General features: G+C 50.6%; 8 protein-coding genes, 2 tRNA genes and 3 rRNA genes. 4 read left to right on the forward strand and 9 right to left on the reverse strand.

What is annotated here, in order from left to right:
* Nucleotides 1–2 precede the first annotated feature (2 nt).
* Both ACU6TU_RS10325 and ACU6TU_RS10330 read left to right on the forward strand, forming a co-directional pair.
* Complete coding sequence (locus ACU6TU_RS10325) at nt 3–989, forward strand: DUF3080 family protein (RefSeq protein ID WP_447141345.1); 987 nt, start codon at nt 3–5, stop codon at nt 987–989.
* 149 nt (nt 990–1,138) lie between these two features.
* Nucleotides 1,139–1,837: a hypothetical protein gene (locus ACU6TU_RS10330; protein ID WP_447141346.1), complete on the forward strand. Its 699-nt coding sequence runs from the start codon at nt 1,139–1,141 to the stop codon at nt 1,835–1,837.
* Between the two features lie 59 nt (nt 1,838–1,896).
* Here ACU6TU_RS10330 and tusA read toward each other — a convergent pair whose 3' ends face one another.
* The gene (gene tusA / locus ACU6TU_RS10335) at nt 1,897–2,151 is read right to left on the reverse strand and encodes a sulfurtransferase TusA (RefSeq protein ID WP_447141347.1); all 255 of its coding nucleotides are present in this window, start codon (nt 2,149–2,151) and stop codon (nt 1,897–1,899) included.
* 29 nt (nt 2,152–2,180) lie between these two features.
* Here tusA and ACU6TU_RS10340 point away from each other — a divergent pair, with 29 nt between their 5' ends.
* Complete coding sequence (locus ACU6TU_RS10340; RefSeq protein ID WP_447141348.1) at nt 2,181–2,468, forward strand: antibiotic biosynthesis monooxygenase family protein; 288 nt, start codon at nt 2,181–2,183, stop codon at nt 2,466–2,468.
* Between the two features lie 15 nt (nt 2,469–2,483).
* Here ACU6TU_RS10340 and rlmM read toward each other — a convergent pair whose 3' ends face one another.
* Nucleotides 2,484–3,551, reverse strand: coding sequence for a 23S rRNA (cytidine(2498)-2'-O)-methyltransferase RlmM (gene rlmM, locus ACU6TU_RS10345; protein ID WP_447141349.1), 1,068 nt, complete (start codon nt 3,549–3,551; stop codon nt 2,484–2,486).
* A 313-nt stretch (nt 3,552–3,864) separates the two neighbouring features.
* Here rlmM and rnk point away from each other — a divergent pair, with 313 nt between their 5' ends.
* Nucleotides 3,865–4,278, forward strand: a complete 414-nt coding sequence (gene rnk, locus ACU6TU_RS10350; RefSeq protein WP_447141350.1) for a nucleoside diphosphate kinase regulator — start codon at nt 3,865–3,867, stop codon at nt 4,276–4,278.
* 114 nt (nt 4,279–4,392) lie between these two features.
* Here the strand turns inward: rnk and rrf are convergent.
* The 7 genes from rrf to ACU6TU_RS10385 form a co-directional block, all read right to left on the reverse strand.
* A 5S ribosomal RNA gene (gene rrf / locus ACU6TU_RS10355) occupies nt 4,393–4,508 on the reverse strand.
* 165 nt (nt 4,509–4,673) lie between these two features.
* Nucleotides 4,674–7,564 (reverse strand): 23S ribosomal RNA (locus ACU6TU_RS10360).
* 279 nt (nt 7,565–7,843) lie between these two features.
* Nucleotides 7,844–7,919: transfer RNA gene (locus tag ACU6TU_RS10365), tRNA-Ala, on the reverse strand.
* Between the two features lie 110 nt (nt 7,920–8,029).
* Nucleotides 8,030–8,106 (reverse strand) — tRNA-Ile (locus ACU6TU_RS10370).
* 86 nt (nt 8,107–8,192) lie between these two features.
* Nucleotides 8,193–9,725: ribosomal RNA gene (locus ACU6TU_RS10375) — 16S ribosomal RNA — on the reverse strand.
* The 16S, 23S and 5S rRNA genes sit together here with 2 tRNA genes alongside, the layout of an rRNA operon.
* Before the next feature lie 598 nt (nt 9,726–10,323).
* Nucleotides 10,324–12,129 (reverse strand): acyl-CoA dehydrogenase C-terminal domain-containing protein, encoded by a 1,806-nt coding sequence (locus ACU6TU_RS10380; protein ID WP_447141351.1) that lies wholly within the window; start codon nt 12,127–12,129, stop codon nt 10,324–10,326.
* 164 nt (nt 12,130–12,293) lie between these two features.
* On the reverse strand, nt 12,294–13,061 hold the full coding sequence (locus ACU6TU_RS10385) for an SDR family NAD(P)-dependent oxidoreductase (RefSeq protein WP_447141352.1): 768 nt from the start codon (nt 13,059–13,061) through the stop codon (nt 12,294–12,296).
* Nucleotides 13,062–13,080: the final 19 nt, after the last annotated feature.

A 13,080-nucleotide genomic window follows, 5' to 3' on the forward strand; every position in this document is an offset into this window, starting at 1 on the left:
TCATGCCGTTATTGTCAATTTTGCGTTGTACGGCCATTGCTTCATTTCTGATACTGCCAGGCTGCAATAATAGCGACCTGGATGATCACTGGCTGCAGTATCACCAGCAGTTGAGTAATGCGCTGGATATTCCGCTGATTGAAAACACTCAGCCGAACAACATTGGGGCTTTACCTGATACGCAACGCCTGATTTTTGACATTGAAGAGTTTCGCACTGGCATGCTGAACGTTTATGCGTTGCGCGAATGCCAAATCACCTCTCTGGTAGCCGCGCGCAACAACCAGCTAGGCAAAGTCGCGCCGCCAAGCCAGCAGTGGCTTTACGAACGCGAGCTTTGGCAGCGCCTTAGTGGTTGTTGGAACACACAAACCCCCGATCAGCTTTCTGAAGAAAATCGCCAACAACTGCTAGAATTGACAACGATAAAAACAGCGCAGCTCCCCTATGTCAGTTGGAATGCGTTGTTTGAGTCTACCGAATGGCAAAATAGCTTCTCAAGGGCAAGCTCGCCTCTTTACGGTACAACACCTCAGGATATCGATGACTCCCTTGCTGCTCTCGATTATTTACAGCGCATGACTCTGCATCAGTTTGATCGGCAGTGGGAACAGGACTCAAGCATTTTAGAAAATCATCTCAATGCACTCAGGCAGCGACCTCTTACCGCTGAAGTACTGCGTGCGCTGCTACTTGCCTCTCATCGTCTTGATGAAGCCACTCAAGCATTACAACAGAGCCGTTCGACGCAATGCCTTCCCCCCTGGGAAACGGCCGAATTGCAACATCTGGCGTCTATCGCCAAGCAATGGCTTGAAAGCGTAAACGAATTAGTCAGCAGTCACCCTATTACGCCACCCTATGTCTGGCAGTCCTACCAACAACAATGGTTATCGACCACAACAACAGAGGCACCTTGGCATAGGTTTCAGGCAGCATTAGCGCGTCACCAGGCTGTTCGTGACAACTTTTCAGTGTGCGCCTCTTAAAGCGTTAATTAAGTGCGATGATCGTTTAAGATAAAAAATTATCAATCAAGCTTAACCTTCAGCTAAAGCTGTGCTATTGATGATACATGCGGCAAACGTTGTATCCTGCTTTGCCAACGTCGAAACCATGCAGCACCAGGAGGGACACCATGGGCGCCACCTTGTCACCCCGTTCTGCCCAGGTTATCGACCTGGAAACCGCACGTCAGCGCCAAGAAGCAAGAAAAAGTCTGGTGCGTCTAGCCCCTGAACTGGACGGGCTGGAAATGGTATATCAGCTGGATGCTGACTCGGAAAGCCTGTATAGCATGCCAGTGTTAGCATGGGGGTTGCGTGAGGACGGGCATGTCGTTGGCCTGATCCCGTGGATGGAACAGCTGACTCCCTGCCACCGACTGAACAGTAAAGAGCATGGCTGTTTTATTGGTTATCGTGACCCGGAAACGGAAGAGATTTTTTCAGAACCTCCCGAACACAAATGGCATGAACTGACGTCTTCAGCCGAATACTTCGACTATGAAGCATCTCATGAAGTGACACTCCTTCAACAAATCCCGGATCATCAAGGCACCTATGCGCTATGCATGGAAAGTCATCGCCAACCTTGGCAAATGAAGCTTGTACACGGCTGGAATCTTTACAGTGATGGCAGTACTGACGCACTGATAGCAGATGAAAGTAAAATCAAGATGACACCGGTGCTACTGAAGGATGATTGCCTTTACAACGCAGGTTCGCGTCATCCCAAAGTTTATTTTTTCCAGCGTCATATTGCTTGCCAGATAATGGATGAAGACCCTGCCACCCTGGAAGCCTTGGCTCTGATGGTCGTTCCCTCAACGAATTAAACGCATATGCCAACAGTAAAATACTGTTGGCATATTACTGATTTGCTAACCATGCGTTTTCATACATTGATTCGGATAAAATAATGAAACTCATCGTCTGTTGCGGTCTGGCTAACCAGTTCGTGGTCTAGAAACTGGCAGAATTTGGGTACATCTCGCTTGGTTGCTGGATCCGTTGCGATCACGTGCAATATCTGTCCTGGACTTAATGCCGCAACCTGATTGTGCAGCATCATAATCGGTTCAGGGCAAAATAGGCCGCGGGTATCCAATTCTGCGTCATACTCAGGTAAAGTTCCAACAGTGTCAGCCATTTAGGTCCTCGATTCAGGAAATGTAAGGTATGATCAAAATCATTATTGAACGACGTATTATGCCTGGTTTAGAAGAAGAGTATGAACAAGCTGCTCGTCAAGCCATGCGTGTATCCCTGGGAGCAAGAGGCTTTGTTGGAGGTGAAACTCTGGTGGAAATGGAGCACTCCGACAGGCGTCTGATGATAACCAAATGGCGGGATCTACGAGCCTGGAAAGAATGGTACACCAGCGAGGCTCGCGCAAATGTCATGCAGCAGATATTACCTTTGCTGACAGAGGAAGAAACCATTCGCCTTTACGAGCCCAGTTTTTAAATTACCAACGTCGCTTTATTGATGTAACGTGATATGCACCGTCACTTCTTCTCTATCATGGTAGAGGTGACGGCAACGGATTGTGTGCCTCACACCTGCTGTCTGCAATACATCCTGAAGATGTGAAAGACATTTTGTTACTTCTTCCCAGCGCTTTTTCATTGGCAATTTCAAATTAAAAACAGCTTCCCGACACCATCGTCCCACCAACCAACGCTCTACCATGGCGATGACGCGAACGGGCTTATCCACGATATCACATACCAACCAGTCTAACCGATGTGGCGGTTCCCAGATAAAGCCATCTTCTTTCAGATGCTCCACTTGTCCTGAAGCCATTAAATCAGCATCCATCGGACCATTGTCAATCGCGTATACATACATACCTCTTTGAACCAGCTGCCAGGTCCAGCCACCTGGAGCGGCTCCCAAATCCGCGGCGGTCATGTGTCTTGCAATACGCTCATCCCACGCGTCACGCGGTATAAACTCGTGCCAGGCCTCTTCCAATTTAAGCGTCGAACGGCTTGGTGCCCGAGAAGGAACACGAAGTCTGCGTATTCCACCTGGCACATCGCTACGGTTGCCCGGAAATGACAAGCATACTTGCAGAGTAGAGCCGCTGGTCCAGAAAAGATGCAACCTGCGCCCGCCAGCTTTACGTCGCAATGCCGCTTTTTTCTTTAACAGGCTTTCTAATGGGCGCGACAACGTTTTAATAAGTCGCGAAAGCGCTTTGCCTTCATTGGTATCCGGCGTTTCATGCCAGATTTCTTCAAAACTCCAGCGAGCTTCCATCACCTGAGCCACCAGAGTTGTCAAACGATCCTGCCGGTCAAGTTCCAGTGCCGGCAATGCTATCAGTGTTTGGCGAGCAAAAATTAACGAATGAAAATGAACTTGACGATGGAGGTCATTGATAGGCTCGTTATCGCTACGAGTGACACTTGCCCACCCTTCACCGCTTGCCCCTTCACAGATTACATCATGCTCTTGAGCATGATGTAATAACTCTGCCAATGCGTCCCTTTCAAAGCCGGGACGGCAATAAACCAGCCAGGTAGCCGGAAAAATCTGTGGCACTTAGCTCACCTTTTGACTCAGTGGATTATCAATTAACATCTAAAGATATGAAATGCCGTCAATTGCTGTCAGAAATCCAGCATGACGCAAAGCTTATCTATCATAGCACGATAACGACTAACCGACAGTCAAACATTATCCATGCCTAAAGCAACGATATGTCATTAACAGGATCGTTTTTATCCCTTGGTTAGCGTACACTTAAGAAATCTTCAGTCTTTCCTTATTCTTATGGGAAGGCTTTTTTTATTGGATATAATAAGCTTCTTTATAAATACGAAATTAACTTAATGGCTCAGAAAAGGGGAAAAAGATGGGTTACCGCCCAACTATCCTGATAAATCGCTTGGATGCTGAACGCCTTCAACGCCTGATAGACAATGCCGATAACAAGGACAGAGCCGTTGCCGACCTATTAGAAATAGAACTGGCTCGTGGCGAAGTCGTAGACCCTGAAGACATACCTGATGATGTTGTTAGCATGAACAGCCAAGTTCAATTTACGGACTTATCCCGTGACAAACAAATGATTCGTACATTGGTTTATCCGCATTCAATCGGTAGCGTTGAAGACGCCCTGTCTATTACAGCTCCTATAGGCGCGGGTCTCATCGGCTTGAAAGTAGGCGATATTATAGATTGGCCAATCTCTAATGATGAAAACGTGCGACTACGTATTGACGCTATTATCTGGCAACCTGAAAGAGAAAAGCAGTTTCATCGTTAACGTTTGACATACCACTCTCCAAATTCTTATCTCCATTTCAAAAGCTGTCTTCAAAAACAATTTTCCCAAAAACAAAAAACCCAGCCGGGTGGCTGGGTTTTTTGCGGTATAAGTGCCTGACGATGACCTACTCTCGCATGGGGAGACCCCACACTACCATCGGCGCTAAGCGGTTTCACTGCTGAGTTCGGCAAGGGATCAGGTGGTTCCCGCTCGCTATGGTCGTCAGGCGTAACTGGTCTATATCAAGCTGATGCGCAGGCGATTGATGACCTGCGCTGTACGTGTTCTTAAATTGTCCGCGCTTTTACTTATGCGCGTGTGATCGTCTCTTGCGTATCCGGCTGGCTCACTGAGCCATCGTTGTCACTGCGACCAGACCCCTTGGGTGTTATAGGGTCAAGCCTCACGGGCCATTAGTACACGTTAGCTCAACGCCTTGCAGCGCTTCCACACCGTGCCTATCAACCAGCTGGTCTCGCTGGGCCCTTCAGGAGGCTCTAGGCCTCAGGGATGTCTCATCTTGAAGGGGGCTTCCCGCTTAGATGCTTTCAGCGGTTATCCCGTCCGCACTTAGCTACCCGGCAATGCCACTGGCGTGACAACCGGAACACCAGAGGTGCGTCCACTCCGGTCCTCTCGTACTAGGAGCAGCCCTTCTCAAACATCCAACGCCCACGGCAGATAGGGACCGAACTGTCTCACGACGTTCTAAACCCAGCTCGCGTACCACTTTAAATGGCGAACAGCCATACCCTTGGGACCGACTTCAGCCCCAGGATGTGATGAGCCGACATCGAGGTGCCAAACACCGCCGTCGATGTGAACTCTTGGGCGGTATCAGCCTGTTATCCCCGGAGTACCTTTTATCCGTTGAGCGATGGCCCTTCCATACAGAACCACCGGATCACTAGAACCTGCTTTCGCACCTGCTCGACGTGTCTGTCTCGCAGTCAAGCACCCTTATGCTCTTGCACTCATTGCACGATGTCCGACCGTGCTGAGGGTACCTTCGTGCTCCTCCGTTACTCTTTGGGAGGAGACCGCCCCAGTCAAACTACCCACCACACACTGTCCTCGATCCGGATAACGGACCTGAGTGAGAACGCCAATGATGCCAGGCTGGTATTTCAAGGTTGGCTCCGCCCGAACTGGCGTCCGGGTTTCCAAGCCTCCCAGCTATCCTACACAGGCAACATCAGCGTCCAGTGTGAAGCTATAGTAAAGGTTCACGGGGTCTTTCCGTCTAGCCGCGGGTACACCGCATCTTCACGGCGATTTCAATTTCACTGAGTCTCGGGTGGAGACAGCGTGGCCATCATTACGCCATTCGTGCAGGTCGGAACTTACCCGACAAGGAATTTCGCTACCTTAGGACCGTTATAGTTACGGCCGCCGTTTACCGGGGCTTCGATCAAGAGCTTCTCCGAAGATAACACCATCACTTAACCTTCCGGCACCGGGCAGGCGTCACACCCTATACGTCCGCTTGCGCGTTAGCAGAGTGCTGTGTTTTTACTAAACAGTTGCAGCCACCTGGTATCTTCGACCGGTTCGGGCTAGGAGAGCAAGTCTCTTCACCCTACGCCGGCGTGCCTTCTCCCGAAGTTACGGCACCATTTTGCCTAGTTCCTTCACCCGAGTTCTCTCAAGCGCCTTGGGATTCTCTCCCTGACCACCTGTGTCGGTTTGGGGTACGGTCGCACATGATCTGAAGCTTAGAGGCTTTTCCTGGAAGCGTGGCATCAATGACTTCCTGACCGTGGTCAGTTCGTTTCGTGTCTCGGCCTTGAAGTCTCCCGGATTTACCTGGGACACAAGCCTACTCACTTTCACCAGGACAACCAACGCCTGGCTCACCTAGCCTTCTCCGTCCCCCCATCGCAATCATGTCCGGTACGGGAATATTGACCCGTTTCCCATCGACTACGCCTTTCGGCCTCGCCTTAGGGGCCGACTCACTCTGCTCCGATTAGCGTCGAACAGAAACCCTTGGTCTTCCGGCGAGGGCGTTTTTCACGCCCTTTATCGTTACTCATGTCAGCATTCGCACTCGTGATACCTCCAGCAGACTTCTCAATCCACCTTCATTGGCTTACACGACGCTCCTCTACCGCTCATCCAGAGGATGAACCCGTAGCTTCGGTACCTGATTTAGCCCCGTTACATCTTCCGCGCAGGCCGACTCGACTAGTGAGCTATTACGCTTTCTTTAAAGGATGGCTGCTTCTAAGCCAACCTCCTAGCTGTCTGAGCCTTCCCACATCGTTTCCCACTTAATCAGGATTTCGGGACCTTAGCTGACGGTCTGGGTTGTTTCCCTTTTCACAACGGACGTTAGCACCCGCTGTGTGTCTCCCACGCGTCACTCACCGGTATTCGGAGTTTGCCTCGGGTTGGTAAGTCGGGATGACCCCCTAGCCGAAACAGTGCTCTACCCCCGGTGGTGCTACATGAGGCGCTACCTAAATAGCTTTCGAGGAGAACCAGCTATCTCCGAGCTTGATTAGCCTTTCACTCCGATCCACAAGTCATCCAAATCTTTTTCAACAGATCCTGGTTCGGGCCTCCAATTGATGTTACTCAATCTTCACCCTGCTCATGGATAGATCGCTCGGTTTCGGGTCTATACCCTGCGACTGGTGCGCCCAGTTAAGACTCGCTTTCGCTACGGCTCCCCTATACGGTTAACCTCGCCACAGAATATAAGTCGCTGACCCATTATACAAAAGGTACGCCGTCACGGAACAAGTCCGCTCCGACTGCTTGTACGCACACGGTTTCAGGGTCTATTTCACTCCCCTCTCCGGGGTTCTTTTCGCCTTTCCCTCACGGTACTGGTTCACTATCGGTCAGCCAGGAGTATTTAGCCTTGGAGGATGGTCCCCCCGTCTTCAGTCAAGGTTTCTCGTGCCCCGACCTACTCGATTTCACATGATCAGATTTTCGACTACGGGGCTATCACCCGCTATGGCCGCGCTTCCCAGCGCATTCGCCTAATCAGTCACATGCTTAAGGGCTGGTCCCCGTTCGCTCGCCGCTACTAGGGGAATCTCGGTTGATTTCTTTTCCTCAGGGTACTTAGATGTTTCAGTTCCCCTGGTTCGCCTCCTGTCACCTATGGATTCAGTGCAGGATACTCATCTTGTGATGAGTGGGTTTCCCCATTCAGAAATGCCCGGGTCACAGGTTGTTTGCCACCTCGCCGAGCCTTATCGCAGGCTTCCACGTCTTTCATCGCCTCTGGCTGCCTAGGCATCCACCGTGTGCGCTTCATTGCTTGACCCTATAACCCGAAGGAGTCTGGGGTTCGCAATGACAACGATTGCCGGATACGCTTGAGACGTATCACATAACAATTTATTACGTACATGGTTCTTTCACGTTCGTGATCCACAACAGCGTCATAAAGACGGTGATGGATCGCGTTCTTAAAAGAACCTTATCAGCTTGATATATTGTTAAAGAGCGACTGTTCGATGAACAGTGATAAGACAACGCATCCTGGATGCTTCGGCTTATCAATGGTCACAAAACAACAAACGGTGATTAATGCTACAAAAGATGGTGGAGCCAAGCGGGATCGAACCGCTGACCTCCTGCGTGCAAGGCAGGCGCTCTCCCAGCTGAGCTATGGCCCCATTATTTCGCAGACATCACCTCTTGCCATCAATTTCTGTGAGACAAGGCAAAATGCGACGACGTATAGCCTGCTATACGAGGAACATTTTAACGCAGTATCACGGGAATTTGGTGGGTCTGGGCAGACTTGAACTGCCGACCTCACCCTTATCAGGGGTGCGCTCTAACCAACTGAGCTACAGACCCAAGAGGGGAATCTTACTTTTCCGTTTGCTCTATTACTTGATCAGGTAATTCATTGTGAGCGCTTACCGCGAGGATGATGCATCGTTTAAGGAGGTGATCCAGCCGCAGGTTCCCCTACGGCTACCTTGTTACGACTTCACCCCAGTCATGAACCACACCGTGGTGATCGCCCTCTTGCGTTAGGCTAACCACTTCTGGTGCAGTCCACTCCCATGGTGTGACGGGCGGTGTGTACAAGGCCCGGGAACGTATTCACCGTGACATTCTGATTCACGATTACTAGCGATTCCGACTTCACGGAGTCGAGTTGCAGACTCCGATCCGGACTGAGACCGGCTTTAAGGGATTCGCTCACTCTCGCGAGTTGGCAACCCTTTGTACCGGCCATTGTAGCACGTGTGTAGCCCTACTCGTAAGGGCCATGATGACTTGACGTCGTCCCCACCTTCCTCCGGTTTGTCACCGGCAGTCTCCTTAGAGTTCCCACCTTTACGTGCTGGCAAATAAGGACAAGGGTTGCGCTCGTTACGGGACTTAACCCAACATTTCACAACACGAGCTGACGACAGCCATGCAGCACCTGTCTTACAGTTCCCGAAGGCACACCAGAATCTCTTCCGGCTTCTGTAGATGTCAAGAGTAGGTAAGGTTCTTCGCGTTGCATCGAATTAAACCACATGCTCCACCGCTTGTGCGGGCCCCCGTCAATTCATTTGAGTTTTAACCTTGCGGCCGTACTCCCCAGGCGGTCGACTTATCGCGTTAACTTCGCCACAAAGTGCGCTAGGCACCCAACGGCTGGTCGACATCGTTTACGGCGTGGACTACCAGGGTATCTAATCCTGTTTGCTACCCACGCTTTCGCACCTCAGTGTCAGTGTCAGTCCAGAAGGCCGCCTTCGCCACTGGTATTCCTCCCGATCTCTACGCATTTCACCGCTACACCGGGAATTCTACCTTCCTCTCCTGCACTCTAGCTTGACAGTTCCGGATGCCGTTCCCAGGTTGAGCCCGGGGCTTTCACAACCGGCTTATCAAGCCACCTACGCGCGCTTTACGCCCAGTAATTCCGATTAACGCTTGCACCCTCCGTATTACCGCGGCTGCTGGCACGGAGTTAGCCGGTGCTTCTTCTGCGAGTGATGTCTTTCCTGCCGGGTATTAACCGACAGGCGTTCTTCCTCGCTGAAAGTGCTTTACAACCCGAGGGCCTTCTTCACACACGCGGCATGGCTGGATCAGGGTTGCCCCCATTGTCCAATATTCCCCACTGCTGCCTCCCGTAGGAGTTCGGGCCGTGTCTCAGTCCCGATGTGGCTGATCATCCTCTCAGACCAGCTACGGATCGTCGCCTTGGTGAGCCATTACCTCACCAACCAGCTAATCCGGCATAGGCTCATCCGATAGCGGGAGCCAAAGCCCCCTTTCTCCCGTAGGACGTATGCGGTATTAGCCTGAGTTTCCCCAGGTTATCCCCCACTACCGGGTAGATTCCTATGCATTACTCACCCGTCCGCCGCTCGTCAGCATCTAGCAAGCTAGATCTGTTACCGCTCGACTTGCATGTGTTAGGCCTGCCGCCAGCGTTCAATCTGAGCCATGATCAAACTCTTCAGTTTAAAATCATTGTGATTCTTACTTGTCACTCTAGAGCAACAAAAGCGAATCAAACTTGGCTCAAGGTTCAAACGAATTCATTTCAATTTACATTGTCATGACCGCTTGCCTTGATATTTGGTGATTTATCACCCTCATCGGCAAGCGCCCACATGAATTACCTGATCAAATTATTAAAGAGCATTCGCGAGGTGGCGGTTAAACCATTGTCTTTTAACAACCCTGCCATTCGATGACCTGAATGACTTGCCTCAGCGAGGAAGGCATATTCTACGCATTCCTGTGTGTTTGTCAACCACTGATTTCGATGTTGATTCCGATTTCAGCGGGAGAAGAAAACGCAATGACTATTCGCTAACTTCCTGACAAACCGAAGGTTTTTACCTTCAACTTTCTTTTTTACACCGCGGACAACGCTGTGCGTCCCCTGCAGCGGATGCGTACTTTACGGTTTCGCCGCAGAGGATGCAAGGGGTTTTGTAAAAAATATTCAAAAAAGCGGTGACCTCACCGACCACCGCTTTTAAATCCAATCAATTAAAACAGCCAATCATGACCAGTCACCCAAAACCAATCATCTACTGTCGGCTACTACTCAAGTCAGATCTCAAACCCCAGCCCCATATCTTCGCTGGAGGTCGCCATCATACTCTCTGCACCGGCCTTGATCATTGCAGCATGCGCCCTGGTGCGCGGAAGAATGCGCTGATAGTAGAAACGTGCGGTATCAAGCTTGGCAGTGTAGAACGCCTTATCGTCATAATTTAACGATTCGGATGCCCGTTTGGCAGCCAAGGCAAACATGTAAGCTAATGTGATATAACCAGAATACATCAGATAATCGACGCTGGCGGCACCGACTTCATCACGATCATGCTGGTTTTTCTGTCCTATTTCAGCGGTAAGCTCTCCCCACTGAGCAATCAGCTTCGCTAACGGCTCAATAAAGTCTGTCAATGCAGGATTATCCGCTTCCGCCTGACAGAAAGCCTGAATTTCTTTAGTAAATGATTTTAGCGAAGCTCCCTTCGTCATTAATACTTTACGCCCAAGCAAGTCCAGCGCCTGAATGCCGGTGGTGCCTTCATAAAGACGCGTGATACGTGCATCACGCACTAACTGCTCCATCCCCCACTCTTTAATGAAGCCATGCCCGCCAAAAATCTGCAGCCCTTCATTGGTACTTTCGAAGCCCACTTCAGTGAGAAACGCTTTCACGATAGGCGTCAGTAGACTTAACAGGGTATTCGCACGCTCAAACTCTTCATCCGCCGCACCCTGCTCAACAATATCCAGCATCTGCGCTGTATAAAGCACCAGCATTCGCCCACCTTCGGCGAACGCTTTTTGCATCATCAACATCCGCCGAACATCTGGGTGAACAATAATGGGATCAGCTGGCTTATCCGGCGCTTTAACACCTGATAGCGCACGCATCTGTAATCGGTCGCGAGCGTAACTCAATGAATTCTGAAAACTTGCTTCAATCAGCCCAAGCCCCTGTATCCCGACACCCAGACGCGCCGCATTCATCATGGTAAACATGCAGGCCAGCCCCTTATTAGGCGCCCCTACCAGGTAACCGGTGGCATCATCAAAGTTCATGACGCAGGTGGCGTTACCATGAATACCCATCTTGTGTTCGAGCGACCCACAGGTGACATTATTCGACTCACCAGGATGCCCTTCAGCATCGGGCAGAAACTTAGGCACGACAAACAGGGAAATTCCTTTGGACCCTTCAGGTGCATCAGGCAACTTTGCCAATACCAGATGGACAATATTCTCTGCCAGATCATGATCACCTGCAGAAATAAAGATCTTGGTACCGGTAATCCGATAGGCGTCTTTTTCAACGGGCATTGCGCGTGTTTTGATCAATCCCAGGTCGGTACCACAATGTGGCTCAGTCAGACACATGGTGCCTGTCCAACGCCCTTCTACCAGCTTGGTCAAGTACGTTGCTTTCTGCTCATCAGTACCATGATGACGCAAAGCATCCGCAGCGCCATTAGAAAGCCCCGGATACATCCCCCAGGCCAGGTTGGCGGAGCTGATCATTTCCGACAAGACCATCGATAAGGAATGCGGCAATCCCTGACCACCAAACTCAGGCTCTGCTGCAAGACTTGGCCATCCACCATCAACATACTGCTGATAAGCGTCTTTAAACCCCTTGGGAGCCACTACCTCACCATTTTGCAAAGAACAGCCTTCTTCATCACCGCTCTGGTTGAGAGGCAGGAGCACGTCACGACTAAAACGCGCGCCCTCTTCAAGAATGGCGTTAACAACGTCAATGGAGGCATCTTCTCCGGACGGTAAACGCGCATAATGAGAGGGGTAATCCAGCATTTCCTCCATAACGAAACGCAGGTCACGCAGTGGCGCTTGATAAGTAGGCATGGCAGAACTCCTGAACCGGGAATGTAAAAGATTTTATCTTTCAAACGTATGTTTGAATTTATATCCCATTCTTCACTCCGTCAAGTAGACGATAGTGCGTAAATACAAAAACCCGCATAAAAGCGGGTTTAAAAACTAAAAACTAAAAAAAGCAGGCGTCAGGGCTATTGCATTCGAATCCCGCCATCAAGACGAATCACTTCACCGTTGAGCATGGTGTTGATAATAATCTGCTCAACCATCAAGGCGAATTCCTCGGGCTTACCCAAGCGTTTGGGAAATGGCACCGCCGCTGAAAGTGCCTTGACGGCATCGTCAGGGATATCACTCATCATGGGCGTTTCAAAAACGCCGGGGGCAATAGCCATGACACGAATGCCATGACGCGAAAGCTCTCTGGCCGCCGGCAAACTCATACCAACAACGCCCGCTTTAGAGGCACTGTAAGCACACTGCCCAACCTGGCCATCAAAGGCCGCCACTGAGGCGGTGTTGATGATAATGCCGCGCTCACCATCTTCTTTAGGCGTATTACCGGCCATCGCTGCGGCGGCCAGCCGCATGATATTAAACGTTCCCACCAGATTGATATTGATGGTTTTGCTATAGGCTTCAAGACTTGCTGGATTCCCTTCTCTATCAACCAGTTTTCCAACACTGACAATACCCGCGCAATGCACAACACCCGCCAGACCTTGCCCATTACTGTGAGCAACACAGGCATCTATCGCTTTCTGCATATCAGCTTCAGAGGTGATATCCCCCCGACAAAAGGTGGCAGCGTCGCCTAAAGCTTTTGCCTGGTCTGCAATACTGTCCTGCAGATCACATAAAACCACTCGCCCACCTCCCTCTACAATACGGCGGGCAGACGCAGCACCAAGACCCGACGCCGCACCGGTAATCAGAAAGGTGTTATCAGTAAGTTGCATTAATATATCCTCGTTTGAC

This window comes from Halomonas sp. LS-001, from assembly GCF_052983955.1.